Source organism: Methanococcus mangrovi (assembly GCF_054506835.1).
In genome coordinates, this window is sequence record NZ_CP197114.1 from 617,784 (window position 1) to 636,486 (window position 18,703).

At 32.7% G+C, this 18,703-nt stretch carries 21 protein-coding genes; 10 read left to right on the forward strand and 11 right to left on the reverse strand.

Translation table 11 applies throughout. The annotated features are described in order from the left end of the window. The first annotated feature begins 18 nt into the window (after positions 1 to 18). On the forward strand, positions 19 to 579 hold the full coding sequence (locus tag ACS5L2_RS03380; protein ID WP_459202358.1) for a TIGR00267 family protein: 561 nt from the start codon (positions 19 to 21) through the stop codon (positions 577 to 579). A 78-nt stretch (positions 580 to 657) separates the two neighbouring features. After that, on the forward strand, positions 658 to 1,146 hold the full coding sequence (locus ACS5L2_RS03385; RefSeq protein WP_459202359.1) for a DUF2115 domain-containing protein: 489 nt from the start codon (positions 658 to 660) through the stop codon (positions 1,144 to 1,146). A 32-nt stretch (positions 1,147 to 1,178) separates the two neighbouring features. Here the strand turns inward: ACS5L2_RS03385 and ACS5L2_RS03390 are convergent, their stop codons facing one another. Further along, positions 1,179 to 2,804, reverse strand: coding sequence for a Na/Pi cotransporter family protein (locus ACS5L2_RS03390; RefSeq protein WP_459202360.1), 1,626 nt, complete (start codon positions 2,802 to 2,804; stop codon positions 1,179 to 1,181). A gap of 379 nt (positions 2,805 to 3,183) precedes the next feature. Between ACS5L2_RS03390 and rpsB the strand changes: the two genes are divergently transcribed. The 6 genes from rpsB to ACS5L2_RS03420 all read left to right on the forward strand — a co-directional run bounded on the left by rpsB (position 3,184) and on the right by ACS5L2_RS03420 (position 7,376). After that, positions 3,184 to 3,849, forward strand: coding sequence for a 30S ribosomal protein S2 (rpsB, locus tag ACS5L2_RS03395; RefSeq protein WP_459202361.1), 666 nt, complete (start codon positions 3,184 to 3,186; stop codon positions 3,847 to 3,849). 29 nt (positions 3,850 to 3,878) lie between these two features. Continuing rightward, complete coding sequence (locus tag ACS5L2_RS03400; protein ID WP_459202362.1) at positions 3,879 to 4,487, forward strand: HVO_0476 family zinc finger protein; 609 nt, start codon at positions 3,879 to 3,881, stop codon at positions 4,485 to 4,487. Positions 4,488 to 4,499: 12 nt separating this feature from the next. Then, on the forward strand, positions 4,500 to 5,177 hold the full coding sequence (locus tag ACS5L2_RS03405) for a 30S ribosomal protein S3ae (protein ID WP_459202363.1): 678 nt from the start codon (positions 4,500 to 4,502) through the stop codon (positions 5,175 to 5,177). Positions 5,178 to 5,261: 84 nt separating this feature from the next. Then, positions 5,262 to 6,152, forward strand: a complete 891-nt coding sequence (locus ACS5L2_RS03410) for a DMT family transporter (RefSeq protein WP_459202364.1) — start codon at positions 5,262 to 5,264, stop codon at positions 6,150 to 6,152. A 9-nt stretch (positions 6,153 to 6,161) separates the two neighbouring features. Continuing rightward, positions 6,162 to 6,356: a YwbE family protein gene (locus tag ACS5L2_RS03415; protein ID WP_459202365.1), complete on the forward strand. Its 195-nt coding sequence runs from the start codon at positions 6,162 to 6,164 to the stop codon at positions 6,354 to 6,356. Between the two features lie 102 nt (positions 6,357 to 6,458). After that, positions 6,459 to 7,376 carry a ketopantoate reductase family protein gene (locus ACS5L2_RS03420; RefSeq protein ID WP_459202366.1) on the forward strand — a complete coding sequence of 306 codons (918 nt, stop codon included), beginning with the start codon at positions 6,459 to 6,461 and terminating at the stop codon, positions 7,374 to 7,376. Positions 7,377 to 7,384: 8 nt separating this feature from the next. Here ACS5L2_RS03420 and ACS5L2_RS03425 read toward each other — a convergent pair whose 3' ends face one another. The 5 genes from ACS5L2_RS03425 to ACS5L2_RS03445 form a co-directional block, all read right to left on the reverse strand. Then, positions 7,385 to 8,617, reverse strand: a complete 1,233-nt coding sequence (locus tag ACS5L2_RS03425) for a tetratricopeptide repeat protein (RefSeq protein WP_459202367.1) — start codon at positions 8,615 to 8,617, stop codon at positions 7,385 to 7,387. Between the two features lie 261 nt (positions 8,618 to 8,878). Beyond that, positions 8,879 to 9,079, reverse strand: a complete 201-nt coding sequence (locus tag ACS5L2_RS03430) for a helix-turn-helix transcriptional regulator (protein ID WP_459202368.1) — start codon at positions 9,077 to 9,079, stop codon at positions 8,879 to 8,881. A gap of 10 nt (positions 9,080 to 9,089) precedes the next feature. Further along, positions 9,090 to 9,476 (reverse strand): DUF2178 domain-containing protein, encoded by a 387-nt coding sequence (locus ACS5L2_RS03435; RefSeq protein ID WP_459202369.1) that lies wholly within the window; start codon positions 9,474 to 9,476, stop codon positions 9,090 to 9,092. A 141-nt stretch (positions 9,477 to 9,617) separates the two neighbouring features. Next, complete coding sequence (locus ACS5L2_RS03440) at positions 9,618 to 11,015, reverse strand: ATP-binding protein (RefSeq protein WP_459202370.1); 1,398 nt, start codon at positions 11,013 to 11,015, stop codon at positions 9,618 to 9,620. Positions 11,016 to 11,137: 122 nt separating this feature from the next. After that, entirely contained in the window at positions 11,138 to 11,614 is a 477-nt protein-coding gene (locus tag ACS5L2_RS03445; RefSeq protein WP_459202371.1) for a DUF2124 family protein, read from the reverse strand. 126 nt (positions 11,615 to 11,740) lie between these two features. Between ACS5L2_RS03445 and ACS5L2_RS03450 the strand changes: the two genes are divergently transcribed. Beyond that, positions 11,741 to 12,721: a transcriptional regulator gene (locus ACS5L2_RS03450; RefSeq protein ID WP_459202372.1), complete on the forward strand. Its 981-nt coding sequence runs from the start codon at positions 11,741 to 11,743 to the stop codon at positions 12,719 to 12,721. A 98-nt stretch (positions 12,722 to 12,819) separates the two neighbouring features. Here ACS5L2_RS03450 and ACS5L2_RS03455 read toward each other — a convergent pair whose 3' ends face one another. From ACS5L2_RS03455 to ACS5L2_RS03465, 3 genes are all read right to left on the reverse strand, one after another. Further along, positions 12,820 to 14,397 (reverse strand): Na+/H+ antiporter NhaC family protein, encoded by a 1,578-nt coding sequence (locus ACS5L2_RS03455; RefSeq protein WP_459202373.1) that lies wholly within the window; start codon positions 14,395 to 14,397, stop codon positions 12,820 to 12,822. Positions 14,398 to 14,486: 89 nt separating this feature from the next. Beyond that, on the reverse strand, positions 14,487 to 15,182 hold the full coding sequence (upp, locus tag ACS5L2_RS03460) for a uracil phosphoribosyltransferase (RefSeq protein WP_459202374.1): 696 nt from the start codon (positions 15,180 to 15,182) through the stop codon (positions 14,487 to 14,489). A 35-nt stretch (positions 15,183 to 15,217) separates the two neighbouring features. Then, positions 15,218 to 16,459, reverse strand: coding sequence for a uracil-xanthine permease family protein (locus tag ACS5L2_RS03465; RefSeq protein ID WP_459202375.1), 1,242 nt, complete (start codon positions 16,457 to 16,459; stop codon positions 15,218 to 15,220). Between the two features lie 176 nt (positions 16,460 to 16,635). On the opposite strand from ACS5L2_RS03465, the gene ACS5L2_RS03470 reads away from it, so the two are divergent. Next, a complete protein-coding gene (locus ACS5L2_RS03470) occupies positions 16,636 to 16,812 on the forward strand; it encodes a hypothetical protein (protein WP_459202376.1) in 177 nt (58 codons plus the stop codon). Positions 16,813 to 16,855: 43 nt separating this feature from the next. On the opposite strand, the gene ACS5L2_RS03475 is transcribed toward ACS5L2_RS03470, so the two are convergent. Further along, the gene (locus tag ACS5L2_RS03475; RefSeq protein ID WP_459202377.1) at positions 16,856 to 17,422 is read right to left on the reverse strand and encodes a hypothetical protein; all 567 of its coding nucleotides are present in this window, start codon (positions 17,420 to 17,422) and stop codon (positions 16,856 to 16,858) included. A 75-nt stretch (positions 17,423 to 17,497) separates the two neighbouring features. Then, a complete protein-coding gene (ftsY, locus tag ACS5L2_RS03480; RefSeq protein WP_459202378.1) occupies positions 17,498 to 18,649 on the reverse strand; it encodes a signal recognition particle-docking protein FtsY in 1,152 nt (383 codons plus the stop codon). Positions 18,650 to 18,703: the final 54 nt, after the last annotated feature.

An 18,703-nucleotide genomic window follows, 5' to 3' on the forward strand; every position in this document is an offset into this window, starting at 1 on the left:
ATCAAAAGGGGATTTTTAGTGGAAATTAAGGAAGTTTTAAAAAATTTCAAAAGAGAATTTGATACAAGATATGTCGTGAGGGGTTTAATCGACGGCTCCCTTTCAACACTCGGTGTAGTTATTGGCGCAAGCGGTGGGGAAACCTCGATAATTATTGCAGCAGGAATCGGCGGTGGAATTGCAAATGGTATATCAAATATACTTGGAGCACTAACCGCAGAACGTGCAATAATCGAAGAAGAACGGGAGAAAAAAGAAAAAAGCCTTTTAATTGGTAATGGAAATTTAAAAGGAACTCACGAATACCAGTATAAGATAAATAAAACAATGTACAGTGGAACTTATGATGGATTATCAACCTGTATCGGTGCAGTAATTCCTGTAATTCCATTTTTTATATTTGACACCATGTTTGCGCTGATAATGGCAATAGCACTCACTTTACTGATACTTCTTGGACTTGGAATATTCATTGGAAAGCTTTCAAGGGACAATCTTTTATTAGCCGGTTTAAAAATGGTTCTTGGTGGAATAATCGTTGCACTGATAAGTTTTGGTGTAGAGCACGTCTTTGGATAATTCCCGTTGATGTAGCGCACATGTTACGGGAAATAAACATAAATTTTATTTTAAAATCAACATTTTTTGGGAAACAGGATGAACAGCCGAAAATTTTTTTCTAAACTTAAAGAAGAATCATACAATGTAAGCATTTTTGATTTAATGAATGCAAAAATCTATTTAGAAAAAGATATGGCGTATTTACCTGAAGACTATAAAAAAGGATACCTTGAAGACTTTTTTACTTTTTTTCCAGAAGTTTTGAAGGAAATAAAGAATAAAACTGAAGAAGAAATCGAAAATTTTGAAATTGATGGAGAAGCGCTGAAAAAAGTCGATTTAAGACTTTGTAATATTGGTTCTAAACGAACTGGAAGAGATTCTTATGAAAAACTTGTAAAAACTGTTATAAATTATTTAATATTTATAAATAAAAGGCCACTCCACGCTTTAACAACAAGATTTCCTGGTGGAAAGCAGATAATTGAAAAAAACGGAAACTATTACTGTCCAATAAAAAATGCGCAATCAAATGAACTTTCAATCTGTGAATTCTGTATCTGTAAAGATTTAAATGAACTTTAAAAAATTAAATAATTAAAAATATTAATTAAATTTTATGCGTCAAATTCCTCTTCTTCAAGGCCTGTTGCAATTTTTACAGCGTGGTCAGATATTCTTTCAAGGTAACCGATAATATCTAAGAATATAATACTTGCTCTTGGAGCGCATTCTTTAGCATTTAATCTTTGTATGTGCTGTTTTCTAAACGTTTTTTCAAGATTGTCAACTTCATCTTCAAGGAATGTTACCCTTTCGATTAATACTTCGTCTTCAGTCTCAAAAGCTTCGAGTGCAGTTTCTAAAGCAGTCATTACTTTATCAAACATGACGTTGATTTCTTCAACTGCAGTATCTGTAAATTCAATATTGTCTTCAATTACGTTTTCAGCATGTTCTGAAATATCTTCTGCAAGGTCGCCTATTCTCTCAAGGCTTGTAACGTTACTAATCAGGCTTGTAATCTTTAATTTTTGGTTTTCTGAAATTTCCTGATTCGAAAGCTCAATTAAGTGGTTCGTGATTTCATGAGCCATTGTATCTATTATTTTTTCCTTTTCGTGCACTTCTTTGATGCTGTGAATGTTTTTGCTTACAAATGCATCTTTTGCAAGTCTTAAGTTTTCACGCACGAATTTTCCCATTTCTACAACTTCTTTTATCCCAAGTCCAACCGCAATAGATGGCATTTCAACAATAATTCTTGAATCGAGATATTTTACGGGCATGAATTCTTTTTCATAATCTTTTATCGGAATTAGTTTTTCAACTGCATAAACGAAAAATCCGGCAAATGGAAGCATTATAAGAGTGTTTGTAACGTTAAATATCGTGTGTGCATTTGCAATCTGTCTTTCAATACTTCCCGCACTCAAACTCTGAATCCATGAAATTAGCGGGGTTGTGTAAATTAAAACCATGAATATCATTGCGCCGATGATGTTAAAGAGCAAGTGCATGAGTGCAGCTCTTTTTGCAGTCCTGTTTGCACCGATACTCGAAAGAAGCGCGGTAACGCAAGTTCCGATGTTGTCACCAAATAATATTGGAAATGCGACAGCAAGGCTTAATGCACCGGTTGATGCTACTGCAATTAAAAGACCGATTGTTGCACTGCTGCTTTGAATCATAAGTGTCATTCCAAGTCCAACGAGCAATCCGAGAATTGGATTTTCAAGATTCATTAATAGATCTGTAAAGAATGGTTCTCCTGCAAGTGGCTTTAACACGCTTGACATCGTGTGCATTCCAATAAATAATATACCAAAACCAATCAGAACTTCTGCAATATCTGAATGTTTTCGTTTTTTTGATGCAAGCTGCATGATAACACCGAATGCAACAATTAATGGTGCAATATCTGTCAGTTTGAATGCAACAAGCTGTGCAGTAACTGTAGTACCGATATTTGCACCCATAATAACCCCAATTGCCTGGTTAAGGTTCATTAAGGATGCATTAACAAAACCAACAACCATAACGGTTGTAGCACTGCTGCTTTGAATCAACATCGTTACAACAGTTCCAACCAATACACCGAGATATTTATTTTTAGTTAACACTTCAATAAGTCGTTTTAATCCATCTCCCGCGACTTTTTGAAGCCCGTTACCCATTAAATTCATACCGTAAATGAATAAAGCGAGCCCACCAAGAACACCTGCTATTAGCGTAAAGTCCATCTGTTCCACCAATGTTACCTATTCAGAGTTATCTATCCGTGATAATGCAACAGTATATTCATTTTAATTATAGAATAATTCATATTATATGAACATCAATTCCTTTGAAGTTTAATCCGAATTATCAATTAAGGAAGTAACTTTATTTAAAGCTTTTTTAATAATTATAAAAAGGTAATTTTAATTGTTGTAACTAATGGCCATAGAATCTGCTTTTGGGAAAACTATATATATTAAATCACATATTCATATACTGTTTAAATTTTTCTAATAGTCAATTTTTGAATTTGAAAGACTAAAACACAAATAAAATAAAAAAAATTACCGTAAAAGGCTTTATTTTACAAAGTCAAGAAACCACTTTTTTGGAGGAAGAAAAATGTCAGATGAAAATCTATTGACAAGCTTGGATACCTATTTGGCGTCCGGGATACACATCGGTACTCAGCAAAAAACTGAAGATATGAAAAGATTTATCTACAGAGTAAGAGCTGACGGATTATATGTTTTAGACGTTAGAAAAACTGACGAAAGATTAAGGCTTGCTGCTAAATTCTTATCAAACTACGAGCCTGAAGACATCATGGCTGTTACAAGAAGAGTTTATTCAGTAGGTCCTTTGAAAAAATTCGGACAGGTTACAGGAATAAACACGGTAGCTGGAAGGTTCGTTCCAGGTACATTAACAAACCCATCAGCTAAAAAATTCGCTGAACCAGAAGTTTTGTTTTTGAGCGACCCAAGAGTTGACAAACAAGCATTAAAAGAAGCAATCGAAATCGGAATCCCTGTTGTTGGTATGTGCGACACAGAACACTTAACAGCACACATTGACTTCATTATTCCAACAAACAACAAAGGTAGAAAATCAGTATCTTTAATGTACTACCTTATTGCAAGAGAATACATGAAAAACAGAGGACTTATTGGCGAAGAAGCTCCATTCAGCTACGACGATTTCCTCGAAAAAGCAATGAATGTTAAAGTAAAAATGAACACTGCACCAAGACAAAGAGGCAGGTTCCAAAGAAGAACTAAAAAATAATTCTTCTTAAAAAGATTTATGTGGTTTAAATGGAAGAATTATATCTCGAATGCCCTGGTTGCGATGAAGTAACCCTTCATGAAGTATTGAAAGAAAGGGACTCAAAAAAACATTTGAAAATTACTGTAAAGTGTCAGGAATGTGGAACTGTACACGATATAGAAAAAAATTTCAAATTAAAAGACATTAAAATAGTAATAAGCAGATACGACGAATCAGAACAGTCTGTAATTCAAATTGCAACAGATGAAATTTTAAAAATCGAGGATACAATCCTTGCATTTGGTGAATCTGTTGAAATTACTGCATTAGAAACTGAAGATTCAAGAAGGGTTTCCTCATCCGCTGCACAAGACTTAAAGATGATATGGGCAAAATCAGTAGATGTTCCTAAAAAAGTTGGCATATCTATAAATTCGAGAGAAAGTACATATTCTTTCAACATACTTGTTCCGCAAGATTTTGTATTCGAAGAAAAGAAGATATACCGTGCAGGACGAGACTTCTTTAGAATAAAACAAATAAAAACTGAAAAAGGAAACTTTTCAAGGGAATTAGCCCGTAAAATCAAAAGAATATACGGTGAACCTGTAAAACCACTTAGAGATTACACAGATTTAACCGACTATATGTTATAATGAGGTGTAACAATGGCAAGAATGAAAGCTAGGTCCGCTAAAGGAAAAAGAGTGGCCAAAGATACATGGAAATCTAAAGTATGGTACGATATTTACACACCACAATCATTCGGTGGAGACGTAATCGGACAAACTCCTGCAAACGACCCTGCAACATTGATTGGTAGGATTTCAGAAATTAGCTTAAGAGACTTAACAAACGAACATTCAAAACACATGACAAGAATGTACTTCAAAGTTGATGGTGTAAGTGGAAACAACGCTACATCACAGTTTGTAGGTCACGACACAACAAGAGAATACTTGAAATCACAAGTTAGAAGAAGAAGAAGCAAAATCAACGCAATCGTTGATGTAAGAACAAAAGATGGTTTCAAATTAAGAGTTAAAGCATTAGTTTTAACTGCTGTAAGAGCAAGAGACCACCACAAAACAGAAGTTAGAGTTAAAATGGAACAAATCATCAAAGACATGGCAAAAGAAACAGCATTTGCTGAATTCGTACACGCTATGTTAATGGGTGGCTTAGGTTCAAAAATCTACGGCGACTGTAAAAAAATGTTCCCATTAAAAAGAGTAGAAATCTTCAAATCAGAAGTTTTAGAGTTTGGAAAAGCTGTTGAAGCACCTGTAGAAGAAGCTCCTGTTGAAGCACCTGTAGAAGAACCTGCTGCTGAAACACAAGAATAATTCTTTTTAATTTTTTAAATTTTACTTAAATTTTCTGTTTTTTCAAAGTTTATTCTATTTAGTCTTTTATTATCTGGTGAATTTATGAACGACAAATCATTAGGTATTTTGTTAATGTTTTTAACAGTAATTTTTTGGGGAATTTCTTTTGTATCGACAAAAATCCTTTTAGTGTATATTCCGCCAATTACAATAGGGTTTATACGTTTTGCAATCGCTGCACTGATTTTAATTGTGTTGATTAGAAATTTTTCAAGTTATTCAAAAAAAGATTTTTTAAATTTATTGTTAGCAGGTTTTTTAGGGATTACTTCGTATTTTTTATTTGAAAACGTGGCTTTAGAATACACTACTGCAACCAATGCTTCATTAATTGCAGCAACGGTTCCGATATTCTATTTAATGGTTTCAGACTTAATTGAAAAGCGGTTTTCAAGTAAAATAAAATATTTTGGAAGTTTAATCGGGCTTTTTGGAGTTTCAGTTTTAATCTTGAACGGGAAGTTTATACTCGAATTAAATCCTCTTGGGGACTTATTAATGCTTGGTGCAGTTTTTACTTGGGTTTTATACACGTTTGTAATTCAAAAACTGCAAAAATACGATAATTTAACCGTTACAAGAGATATGACGTTAACAGGGGCATTGTTATTTATACCGTTTACGATTGTAGAACTTGGTTATAGTGGTACGTTTGATTTTTCGGTGTTAATAAATCCGGCTGTTGCATTTTCACTGCTTTATCTTGCAATTTTTTGTTCAGCAATAGCGTATTTGTTTTGGAATATGGCAATAAGACTTGCAGGAGCAAGCACTACAACTAACGGGATTTATTTTATACCCATAGTTGCAATGATTGCAGATTCTTTAATTTTAAAAAATATTCCAAATAGTTATGCAATAATTGGTGCAGTTTTGGTACTATTTGGAGTTTATATCTCTGAAAAAGGCGATAAATTAAAAATAAAATTATAATGTGATTGTATGGATGGAAAAAACAGGTCTGAAATAACGGCGGGATTAAAAGTAAACATAGTCCTTAAAAAAGACCAAAAAACTGGTAAATTAACTACAGGAATTGTAAAAGACATTCTTACGAATTCAAGCTATCACCCGCACGGAATAAAGGTAAGGCTTGAAGATGGGCAGGTTGGGCGAGTTCAGGAAGTTTTAAAATAAGAAAAATATTTTTTTATTTTTAACTATCTATCTAAATCTTTTAATACTATTTTTACAGATATTTAAATTAAATTTAGTTTAACGTAAAACGAGGGTTTTTAAATGAATGTTTTAATTATTGGGGCTGGTGCTGTCGGATTATGTCTGGCTGCTAAATTATCGAAAGTAGCAAATGTATTTGCAGTGACAAGGGAGAGGAATGCAAAAATCATACGTGAATCCGGCTTTAAAATGACTGGAATTTGGGGGGAAGGTATATTTAACTTTGAAGCTTCTGAAAATGTTTTGAAACGCGATTTTGACTACATTATTATATCTTCAAAGGGACTCGCAACAAAATCAATCTGCGAGCAATTTAAAGATGTTATAAAAGGCAAAAATGTTATCAGCATCCAAAATGGTGTCGGAAACGAAGAAATAATTTCAGAATATACTGATAAAGTAATTGGCGGAACTATTATAACGGGTTTTGAGTGGAGGGGGGATGCAAAAGTGCACGTTTCAGTAGAGGGGGGCCCAATGACTATTGGAAGATTTCCAAATGGAACTGATAAAGAAGTAAGTGATTTTGTAAACGTAATAAAAAGTACTAAAATACCTGTTAATGAAACAGAAAATATTCAAGGTGCAATATGGTCAAAAACAATTTATAACTGTGCATTAAATCCATTAGGGGCAGTTATGAACGTCCCATATGGTGAACTTTCAAACGAACATTCTTGGAATATAATTAAAAATATTGTATCGGAAATATTTGAAGTAACTTCTAAAAAAGGAGTAATTTTACCTTGGAATACGCCAGAAGAATATTTAAAATATTTAAAAGAGTTTCAGCTTCCAAATACTGCGGCACACCATTCTTCAATGCTTCAAGATATCTCAAAAGGAAATATGACAGAAATAGATTTTTTAAATGGTGCAGTTGTATCAATTGCAAAAGAATTTGGAATAAAAACTCCGTACAATGAATTTATTACTGAACAGATAAAATTTCTTGAAAATTTAAAATCAAAAAAATAAATAATTTTTTAGTTTGAAATTGAAGATTTACTTAATTTAGGTTCGTTATATAGTGGATCTAATTCAATTGCGTGGTTATAGCACACCACAGCTTCTTCATAATTTTTAAGTAATAAATAAGAATTTCCAAGTCCATTCCAAGCGTATTTATTTTCAGGATTTAATTTAAGGGCTTTTTCAAAGCAGAAAATCGATTTATTATAATTTTCAGTTTTGTATTGCAAATATCCAAGATTACTCCATGAAGAATCATCATTTGGGTTCAATTCAACTGCTTTTTCGTAAGCTTGGGTCGAAAGATTGTATTCATTTAGGTAATTATAAGAAAATCCAATTCCCTTCCAAAAACTTGGATTTTCCGGTTCAAGTTTCAGTGCTTTTTCGTAAGTTAAAACTGCTTCTTTATATTTTCCAAGATGTTTTAAAGAATCGGCTTTGTAAAAATAGCAGTAACCACAAGAGTTGTTCAGTTCGATAGCTCTTTCAAAGCAAGATACTGCATTAGAATAATTTTTCAATTTATAGTATGATATTCCCTCGTTATATACTGCATCATAGTAAAATTCGTCCTGAACCACTGCATTATCAAAACACTCAATTGCGAGAGTGTACTGCTCTTTTTTTTCGTAACAAAGCCCTTTACCGTTTAAAGAATATTTGAAATTTCCATTTAATGTTAAAGCTTTGTTAAAGCACTCAATCGCTTTTTCATAGTCCCCATTTTGATAATAAATGTATCCAAGGCTATCCCATGTCAAAACGAGGGATTCACAGTCTCCCGTAGCTTTATCAAATGCTTCCACAGATTCATCGTAATTTCCAAGCATTTTTAAACATATCCCTTTGTAAAACCACGTTTTTCCAACAGAATTATCAATTTCAAGTAATTTGTTATAATAATAAAGCGCTTTTTCATATTCACCATTTGTAATGTATATTTCCCCTAAACTTTTCAAAGCGTATTCATTTTCAGGTTCTACTTCAAGTAACCTGCTGAAATAAAATTCTGATTTAGTTAAATTTTTATTTTCTTCCATGAAATATTTTCCAAGGTATTCTAACGCACAGGTATTTTCAGGTTCTAATTCTATCGCTTTATCAAAACACTCAATGGAATTTTCATAGTCTTTTTCAAGATAATATTGTTCTCCCATTTCCGAATAATTAATACTGTTTTCTGCTACTGGTAACGACAGTAACAGTGAGAATATGGCCATGGTTGCCACTACGAATTTTATCATTTACACCCCCTCCGTGATAAATGATTATAATTTAAATAGGTATTCTTCCCCCAACTATCAAATTAATCTTTATTTTTTAAGCATTATTAAATTTATCATATAATAATCGCCAATTTTAAGTAAAAACTTATAAAAGTGTGTAATTAATGTTTTACTGTACAATTAATCGTATTCCTAAAAAATAATATTTAAATGGAAAAACCTACCTTGTAAAACAAAATAGTATAAAAAAAAATAAAAATTGATTTTTTTTAGGTAAATTCAGTCATTAGATTCATAAATGAATATTTCTTCAATTTTCGTGTTGAATAATTCAGCAATTTTAAATGCTAATTCAAGGGATGGGTCGTATTTTTCCCTTTCAATTGCAATAATCGTTTGACGTGTCACATTTAACTTTTTTGCAAGATTTTCTTGGGTTAAATTGTGCATCGCCCTGAATATTTTAATTTTGTTTTTCATGAATATTACCTTAAATCAGTCCATATTTTTTGCTATAAATGTATCTAAACAGCATGTTTACAGATAAAAGAAATAGCGCAGAATAAGCAAGTAAGTTTCCAATTAACTCATATTCAGGCACGTAACTTTCAAAAGTAGTTAAAAATACGCTTAATAATGCAAAAATTAAACATACAACTTGTATTGTAATGTATGACGCCTTTTCAGCGACTTTATGCAGAAGTTCATCTTCTATAACTTCATCAAGTTTTTTTCGAAGGTTCATCTTGGTAAAAATTCCGATTATAATGATTAAAACCGCAAGATATCCATTTCCTGTAGATACTGCCAAACTTACCAAAATTGCAACAGTTAAAATCAATATTCTAAGATACTTTTTATATGTTTTTAAATCCATTTCAACACCTTTGTTTATAATATTTTACATTATGTAATCATACTTATACATAATGTTAAGTATTATTTACATATATAAATTTAATGTAAAATGTAGTATTGATAAAAAAGTTTTTAAAAATTTAAAAAAGACTTGATTTAGTTAATTTTTGTAAGTTCCAATGATATAATCTATAAATTGTTTTGCAGTCCTTCCAGAAAAGCCGTTTTGAGCAATACCCCATTTTATTGCATCTTCACGAAGCGTTTCCCACGCCATGATAAGACCAGTCTGTTCTGACAATTTTCCAATGTTCATTGAATAAAATTTAACATCAGTCTGTTTGCATGGGCTGATTCCGTTTTCAAGGGCAAGTTTTTTTACCATGTTAAGATATTCTTCCTGTGTTGGTGAATAAAAGCTTAATGTAATTCCAAATCTATCAGAAAGTGACATTTTTTCGTTTATTGAGTCGTTTGAATGAATATCTGAATCTCTTTCTGACCAAGATTCTTTTATTAAATTTCTTCGATTTGAAGTTGCATAAATTATTACATTTTCAGGTTTTTTTTCAAGACTTCCTTCTAAAATTGATTTTAATTCTTTATATTCCGTTTCAGTATCCTCAAAAGATAAATCATCGAGGAATACTATGAATTTTTTGTTTCTATTTCTTAAATGGTCCATCATAAGTTCAAAATCTTTAAGCTGGCTTTTTTTAAGTTCAATAATCCTTAAACCCTCAAGATAATATTCTTTTACAAGGGATTTTACAAGGGATGATTTTCCAGTTCCCCTTGAACCAACAAGCAGCATATTATTTGCAGGATTTCCTTCGATAAATGCAGAGGTATTTTTTAAAAGAATTTCTTTTTGATACGTGTATCCAACAATGTTTTCCATATTGGCTAAATCGCAGTATTTAATCCCCGAAAATCCAGTTTTGTTATTCCATTTAAATGCAATATGGTCTACAAGTTCTCCAGACCCGATTTTGTAGTAGTATCCAATAATTGAATCCAAAAGTTCTGGAACTGAATCGATATTTAAAAGCTCTTCCCGATACTCTGAAAAAAGGGTTCTTTCGTCTTTATATAACGTGGGAGTATAATTTTCAATGGTTTCATCGTCTGAATCCATTATACTTCTCAAATGTTTCGTATCAATATCCATAATTCTTTTTAAAACACTTATATCCTTAAATGCGAGTTCATACAGGCTTTCTAAGTCATTGTTATGTTTTTCACAGGATATTGCAAATATATTTTCGTCTTTTAAAATTGAATTCATTATATATGCTTTTAAGATATTTCCGCTAAGATTTTCATTTTCAGCGATTATAATCAAGTCATGGGTTAATTCGTAGTAATTTTTTTCTACGGTTGATTCATCGGGTTCATCTTTAGATAGTTCTTTTATAATGTTTAGTAAATAGCCAATTATTTTGTCATCAAGAAGATTTCTATATAATATTAGCCTGTTAGAATCAATTAAAAGCTTTTTAAATTTAAGTTTCATTGAGTTCTGGTTATTAAGTAAAGATGCTTCGGGGTTTATCATTGGACTACACCGCCTTACTGGATTGATTATTATATTATTATTCAAACTACATTTTATAGTTTAGTCGTGTTTAAAAAATAAAAATGTTTTTCTTAAGTTATATTTGTTTAGTTATTTTGGTGTTATTTTTCATAAACTGTAACTGGCTCTAACTGGCTGTCTATTATCATGTCAAAATTGATATTTTTGTCCCATTCCTGTTTTTGAAAGACGCTTGAAAAACAAATTCCAACTACTTTTTTTGGATTTACATCATCAATCAAGTCGTTGACATCAGATGTGGTAACTTTAGAGAGTGGCATTGCAAGTCCACCCATTAAAACAAGCATATCTGGATTAATTTTTGTATTATCTTTTAAATTATCGTAAGTATAACCTAAACTGCCTAAGTTGAGTTTTGAAATTTCATCCAATTTTGCATCAGGACTGAAGTACTGTTCTTCAACATTTCTTACTGCATATGCATTTAACAGCGCAAATGGAAGACATACTCCTTTTGAACCACTGTAAAGAATACTTTTGGAGCCATATTCTAAAACAGATTCTTTAAACTGTCTTAATTGAAAAGAAATTCCCTTATCTTCAGCTACTTTTTTCAAGTTATCACCGATATTAGTCAATGTTACTGTATACTATATAAGTTTTCCAGAAGAAATAAATACTTTGTGGATTAGATTTAGAATAAATCAAAATATATGGTTTAAAACCACGCTGGTAAAATTGTTATGAGAGAAGTTTTACTTTCAGAATGCATTGATCTGCTTTACGAATCCCATTTTGTTATATCGAAGCCTTTTGGAAGGTCGTGCTTTGATTTAATTGCTAAAAAAGCAGATTTAAGATTGTTGATAAAGATTTTGAAAAATATTGATAGTTTAAGTACTGAACAGTCTGAAGAGCTTTTAAATATCTCAAAAATGCTTCAAGCAGTCCCGGTAATTATTGGAACCCGTACAAGAAACTCGATAATGGAAGAAGGGGCCGTTTATGAAAGATATGGTATAAAAGCGGTTACATTTAATACTTTTAAAGACCAGCTGTCTGGTGAACCTCCTGTAGTTTATGCAAACAGGGGCGGATTTTTCGTAAATATTGATGGGAAAGTTTTAAGAGAAACCCGTGAAAAATTAAAAATTTCAGTTGGCGAACTTGCAGAAATATCGAGAGTTTCAAGAAAAACGATATACAAATACGAGCAAAATGAAGCAAACCCTTCCGCAGAAGTTGCAATAAAAATAGAAGAGTATTTAGACGTTCCATTAATTAAAGGAATTAATATAATAGATTACATTGAAGGGCTAAAATCTTCAAAAAGTCGCGAAGAGGCTTTTGAAAAAATATTAAAAGAAGGGGAAGATTTTAAGATACGTGTTATAGATATACTTGGAGATATGGGATTTAATCTGCTTGAAACCACAAAAGCTCCGTTTGACGCAGTAGCAGAGGAATTAAAAGGGGACAACGCAGAAAACCAAAATATAATATTTACAAATATTCAGGAAACTGAAAATGAAGAGACAATGAGAAAAGCGATGATTGTAGATGAAATTTCTAAAATTTTAAATAGTCATTCTTTGCTCGTTCTTGAGAAAAAGACCAACGAAGATAAAAGAATAACAAGCATGAGTATATCCGAACTTGAAAAAATTGGCGATACCGTAGATTTGCTTGAATTTATCGAAAAAAAGAAAAAATCAACTAAATAATTACAAAAATTCTTTTTTTAAATTTTTTAACACATTTCTATTTTTTAAATTATAATTTATTTTAAAATAAAAATTAAAAAAGAAAGTTTTATTTTGAATTATTTTTTTGAAAGGAAGTTTGCTGCAAGGTAGACTGCTAAAGCCACAAATGCAAGGTTAATGAGTCCGCTTACCCAGTAGCCCAAATTTACCGTGTATCCCACAATCAGATAACCGAAAAATGCCATGATTCCGATTAATGTCGTGTACGGGAGCTGTGTTTGAACGTGGTCGATGTGTTTTGTACCCGCTCCAGTTGAACTCATGATTGTAGTGTCGGATATTGGCGATGAGTGGTCCCCATATATTGCACCACCAAGAACTGCTGCAACGAATGGAACGACAAATTCAGGCATTCCAAGTCCAACAGCCATAGGGACTGCAATTGGGAGCATGATTCCAAAAGTACCCCACGAAGTACCTGTTGAAAATGCCATAAATCCTGATAAAAGGAATATGATTGCAGGCAAAATTTGAACAGGCAGGTTGTTTTGGATTAAACTTGAAAGGTAAGTTCCAGTTCCAAGGTCTCCTATGACTGAACCAAGCGACCATGCAAGGATAAGGATTATAATTGCAGGAATCATTAATTTTGAACCTTTTACAAAGAGTTCTGCAATTTCTTTTGATGGAATTGCTTTTGATACTACAAAGTATAGCACGGTAAATACTAAAGTTACTAAACCTCCCCAGAAAAGACCCCATGATGCATCCATACTTAAGAACGAGTTTATAATTCCCGCGCCTGCAAAAAGACCGCCTGAAATCATGAATGCAAGGACTATTGCTAAGATGAGGACTACCAATGGTAACACGAGGTAGGAAATTTTTCCACCGCTCAATGGTTCGATTTCTGACTGGATTGCTGCAGTTTCAGCATCGCCATTGAATAAATCGCCAGTTTCTTCTGCAACTCTTTCATGAACTTTCATTGGACCGAAATCTAAGTTTTTAAGGGATATAATAATCGCAACCATGAATAATGCGACAAGTGCGTAAGTATTGTAGAGTATTGCTGAAAAGAACACGCTTGATGGACTCATATTTGAAAGAGCCCCAGTTCCAACACCTGATTCACTTAAATTTCCAACAACTGCTGCAAACCAGCTCGAAACAGGCATTAATATACAAACAGGTGCTGCAGTTGAATCGATAATGTATGCAAGTTTTGCTCTTGAAATTTTGAATTTGTCAGTAATTGGTTTCATTACTGTTCCAACAGTTAAACAGTTGAAATAGTCATCAATAAATAACAAAATACCTAATAATGATGTAGAAAGGCTTGCTCCTTCTTTTGATTTAATTTTTGTAGATGCCCAGTTTCCGTATGCAAGAGCCCCGCCTGCTCTCGTGATTAATGCAATTAATATACCAAGCATTACTAAAAACAATAAAATTAATAAATTCCAAAGATTTCCAACACCAGTAAATGCCGAAATTCCTGTAACAGAACTTAATTCAACACTTCCAATGATTGTATTTACAATATGTGATGCAGTTGCAACGATATTCCAGTTGTTATATAATAATGAACCAGCCAAGATACCCAAGAATAGTGACATGTAAACTCTTCTCGTGATTAAGGCCAATCCAATTGCAACAACCGGCGGCAACAGGGATAGTATGCCAAAATCCATAATTATACCTCCAAAAAGTCTATTTTAATACGTTACTTGTAGACTCTATATATAAATTACTTAAAAAAAGAAATAGAAAATTATTTATGTTATTCGAGATTGTGCATTTGAGGAAGCATCGAAACTTTAAAAGGTTCTCCAAATGCTCGATCACCTGCATCCCCAAGTCCGGGTAAGATATAGCCATCATTATTTAATTTATCATCGATTTTTGTTACGAATATTTCAACATCTGGAAATTCTGCTTTTACGGCGTTGATTCCTTCTGGAGCTGCGAGAACCCCAACTATCATCATTCTTTTAGGTTTTGAATCTTTAAACTCTTTTAAAACGTGAATCAATGTAGAACCTGTTGCAATCATCGGATCAGATATAATAACCGTGTCTTCGGGGGTAAGTTGCGGAACTTTTATGTAGTTCATTTCTATATTAAAGTCTGGTGCGTGGCCCCTTGATGCAGATACAATTCCAACCTTGGCAGATTCAAAGTTTTTAATCAGTCCTTCCATTAGTGGAAATGCAGCCCTTAAAATTGTTATTATTACCACATTTTTTCTATCTTTTGGAAAAATTCCTTTAGTTTTTTCTAATGGTGTCTGAACGTGCATTTCTTCGAATTCCATGGTTTTTGTGAGTTCATATCCCATGTATCTTCCAAGTCTAACGAGTCCTTTTCTAAATGAAATGTTTTCAGTATTTACATTTCTTAAATCAGTCAGTGTTTCCATCAAATATGGTGAGTCTTCAAAAGAGTAAACTCCTTCCCATCTTTCATCTTTTATCATAATCCACCTTTGATTTCTTAACTTATCTTTCATAATTATTTTTTTAATAACTGGTCCATTAATATTGCGGTTATTGCACCAACTGCCATTCCTGATTCTAAAATGCTCGAGATGATTTTTGGAAACAAACCCAAGAATTCTGCAGGCAGTTGTGGAGCACCAAGACCGAGTACAAGTGCGCTTGCTAATATAAGTGTGTTCCTGTCATTTAGTTCAACTTTGTCTTTTATTAATTTAAGACCTGTAATACTTATCATACCATAAAGTGCTGTTGTAATTCCCCCCAAAACTGGAGCAGGGATTGAAGCTAAAAGACCTGAGAATTTTGGAATTAATGAAAGGAGTATTAATATTACAGCACCGATCTGTACAACCTGAACACTTGAAACTTTGGTAAGTGCTACAAGCCCTATGTTTTCAGAGTAACTTGTTGTACCGCATGCACCAAAAAGACCTGCAAGAGTACAGGAGAAACCTTCTGAAGCGATACCCCTGTTTATTTTATTATCATCTATTTTTAAATCTGCAATCGTTGAAATCGCGTGATAATCCCCGACACTTTCAATTATACTGACCATGAATGCGAATAATAATATTATAATTGCATTAATGTCAAAAACAGGCATTCCCCACGGCATGAGTTTAGGTATTGCAAACCATGAGAGCTGGTTCATCATTGAAAAGTCCACGAGTCCTAAAAACATGCTTACAATATATCCAACAACTGCCCCTACAATGATTGGCATTGCTTTTAGGGTTCCTTTAGCTTGTAATGAAACAAGGATTGTAGTTATAAATGTTATTGCTGCAACAATTGCAGAAATCAATATCGAGCTACCTGCAGGGTCTGCAAAGTAGTTAAATGAGTACTGAACTGCAACATCTGCAAGGCTAAATCCGATGAGCATGATTGTAACACCGGTAACTATCGGCGAAAAAAGCTTTTTTAATTTTCCAATTAATCCAAGTGCACCGGTAGCAGCTTCAATTACACCACCAACGATTAAAGCACCTTCAACTGCAGCAAGACCCATGCTTGAACCAATTACAATTAATCCTGGGATAAATGCAAAACTTGAGCCTTGAACAATTGGAAATCTTGAACCTGCATAAGTTTGAAGCAGTGTTGCAATCCCCATTGCAAGCAATACTGCTTGAATTAAAAACGCAATTTCAGAAAGTGAAAGCCCGATTGCGTAACCCACAACAAGAGGAACAGTTACAGTTGCACCAAACATTGCGAGCACGTGCTGGAAACCTAAAATTATTCTTTTCATTATTTTCCTCCAAAACATTAATAACAGTTGAAAAAGATTTTCCTATTAAATATGGGTAAAATATTATATAAAATGTTTCAAAAAATGAAAAAGAATGGTTGATATATCTGGTAGTAAGTAAATGATTTGGAGAAAATTTTTACAAAATACATTTTAAAAATTAGATCGGCAAAAGCATGATAAAATACCCAAAAACGCATTTAGCAGTCTGTAAATTAATGATACTCCTTGGATTTTCAGTTTTATTTATGAATTATTTATCGCCCGATAAAAATATTTTAAAAATTTCAAATGTGATATTTTTTGGAGCGTTTTTATGTTTTGGATGTTATTTTAGCCAGAAAAACGTTTAAAGCTATGAAAATTAAAAACAGATAAAAAAATATTGAAAGAAGGTTAGATATTTTCGTTGCTAATATTTAACGCATCTAAAACTTTTTTTGGGAGGAACATCAATATGGCATATGCCCAAATCGCGGATAAAACAATATCTGCAATCATTAGTGGAAATTCTGCAAAGTAGGTGGCTGCAGCCATATTTAAACCAGTATTTGACGTAATTGTTGAGGCATACGAAATGAGTGTATGGTCAATTGGTCCGCCAAATATGAACAGTTCTATAGGTATTGCAAGACACAAAGCTATAATTGATATTAAAAAAGCGTGCAGCATTACAGAAGTAAACTCCCTATCATGCTTGATTGCAGCGTAACCCGCAACAAAACCAACAACAACATTTATAATTGTAAAAGGGATGTAAACAGAATTAACTGTAGAACCAATTATTAAATTTGAAACAAGACCCGTTATTACTCCGCCTGCAGGCCCGAGCAATAATCCGCAAAGTATCGTTCCCAAATGATTTAAGAATATGGGTAATTCATAAAATGTGGCAATAAATCCGCCTAAAACATTGATAAATATCCCAAAAGCCGTTATTATATAAGGTAATTTGTTATTCACGCTACCACCGGTAAATTGTTAAAAAAATTAGGTTTATTAAGATTTATATAACTTACCACTTGTAGTTACTGCCGATTAAAACTGCCTTTCAGACGATAATTTAGTTTCTTCCTCTGAAAAGAGTTTTTTTACCATCCATTCAACATCGAATTCTTGAAGATCAGAATACCTCTGACCCACACCCATGAATAAAATTGGTTTTCCAATTGCATATGCAATCGAAAGTGCAGCACCACCTTTTGCATCAGCATCTGTTTTTGTAAGGATTGCACCATCGATATTAATTGCGTTGTTAAATTCTTCTGCTTGTGATATTGCATCGTTTCCTGCAAGCGAATCTCCGACAAATATGATTAAATCTGGTTTTGTAACCCGAACTACCTTTTTAATTTCATCCATTAAGTTAATGTTTGTAGTCTGTCTTCCGGCAGTGTCAGCAAGTACAACGTTTATTCCTTTTGCTTTTGCATGACTTATCGTATCATAAATAACTGCAGCGCTGTCTGCACCTTTCTGGTGTTTTATAACCTTAATGCCTGTATTTTTGCCGTGTTCTTCAAGCTGTTCTATGGCACCAGCCCTAAATGTGTCGCCTGCAGCCATTACTGCAGAATATCCTCTTTCTTTTAAAATATATGCTAATTTAGAGATAGATGTTGTTTTCCCAGTTCCATTTATCCCAACGAATAGTAGTATTGCAGGTTCTCCTTTCTCTTTTTTTTCATCGATAAGTTTAAAAACATCAATTTTTTCCTGAGATAAAATTTCTTTTATCGATTTTTTAAGTGCATTTATAGTTATTTCTTCAGGGTCGGCTTTTGCAGATATTTTAAGTCCAACAAGCTGGTTTTTTAACGATTCAATAATTTCTCCAACAACTTCGAATGAAACATCCGCTTCAAAAAGTTCCATTTCCATTTCTTCAAGTATTTCTTCAATGTCGCTTTCCGTTAAGATTACATCTTTTCCAAGAACTTTTTTGATACTTTTTGTAATTGTTAATTTGTCTAAAAACCCGATTTTTTCCATTTTTTCAAAAGATTCAGTTTCTAATTGATTTAAATTTTCTACATTCTCTTCAATTAGTGCTTTACTATCTTCAATGCTTTTTTCAGGAGTTTCATCTAAAACGGGTTCTTCTACCGTTTTAGCATCTCCTTTAATGTAAATTTTATCGCTTAATTTTGAAATAGTATTGTTTAATTTTTCCTTTAAATTTCCAAACATTATTTTCCACCTTTCGGCAATTGGGAATTATCATTACAACTTTTACGCTCTTTT

Excerpts from the sequence above, each read along its gene's own strand:
- ACS5L2_RS03405 (WP_459202363.1), top strand. The coding sequence starts at position 4,500 with ATGGCAAGAATGAAAGCTAGGTCCGCTAAAGGAAAAAGAGTGGCCAAA.
- ftsY (WP_459202378.1), bottom strand. The coding sequence starts at position 18,649 with ATGTTTGGAAATTTAAAGGAAAAATTAAACAATACTATTTCAAAATTA.
- ACS5L2_RS03400 (WP_459202362.1), top strand. The coding sequence starts at position 3,879 with ATGGAAGAATTATATCTCGAATGCCCTGGTTGCGATGAAGTAACCCTT.
- ACS5L2_RS03420 (WP_459202366.1), top strand. The coding sequence starts at position 6,459 with ATGAATGTTTTAATTATTGGGGCTGGTGCTGTCGGATTATGTCTGGCT.
- ACS5L2_RS03440 (WP_459202370.1), bottom strand. The coding sequence starts at position 11,015 with ATGATAAACCCCGAAGCATCTTTACTTAATAACCAGAACTCAATGAAA.
- ACS5L2_RS03465 (WP_459202375.1), bottom strand. The coding sequence starts at position 16,459 with ATGAAAAGAATAATTTTAGGTTTCCAGCACGTGCTCGCAATGTTTGGT.
- ACS5L2_RS03390 (WP_459202360.1), bottom strand. The coding sequence starts at position 2,804 with ATGGACTTTACGCTAATAGCAGGTGTTCTTGGTGGGCTCGCTTTATTC.
- ACS5L2_RS03415 (WP_459202365.1), top strand. The coding sequence starts at position 6,162 with ATGGATGGAAAAAACAGGTCTGAAATAACGGCGGGATTAAAAGTAAAC.
- ACS5L2_RS03425 (WP_459202367.1), bottom strand. The coding sequence starts at position 8,617 with ATGATAAAATTCGTAGTGGCAACCATGGCCATATTCTCACTGTTACTG.
- ACS5L2_RS03435 (WP_459202369.1), bottom strand. The coding sequence starts at position 9,476 with ATGGATTTAAAAACATATAAAAAGTATCTTAGAATATTGATTTTAACT.
- ACS5L2_RS03410 (WP_459202364.1), top strand. The coding sequence starts at position 5,262 with ATGAACGACAAATCATTAGGTATTTTGTTAATGTTTTTAACAGTAATT.
- ACS5L2_RS03450 (WP_459202372.1), top strand. The coding sequence starts at position 11,741 with ATGAGAGAAGTTTTACTTTCAGAATGCATTGATCTGCTTTACGAATCC.
- ACS5L2_RS03455 (WP_459202373.1), bottom strand. The coding sequence starts at position 14,397 with ATGGATTTTGGCATACTATCCCTGTTGCCGCCGGTTGTTGCAATTGGA.
- upp (WP_459202374.1), bottom strand. The coding sequence starts at position 15,182 with ATGATAAAAGATGAAAGATGGGAAGGAGTTTACTCTTTTGAAGACTCA.
- ACS5L2_RS03470 (WP_459202376.1), top strand. The coding sequence starts at position 16,636 with ATGATAAAATACCCAAAAACGCATTTAGCAGTCTGTAAATTAATGATA.
- ACS5L2_RS03385 (WP_459202359.1), top strand. The coding sequence starts at position 658 with ATGAACAGCCGAAAATTTTTTTCTAAACTTAAAGAAGAATCATACAAT.
- ACS5L2_RS03430 (WP_459202368.1), bottom strand. The coding sequence starts at position 9,079 with ATGAAAAACAAAATTAAAATATTCAGGGCGATGCACAATTTAACCCAA.
- rpsB (WP_459202361.1), top strand. The coding sequence starts at position 3,184 with ATGTCAGATGAAAATCTATTGACAAGCTTGGATACCTATTTGGCGTCC.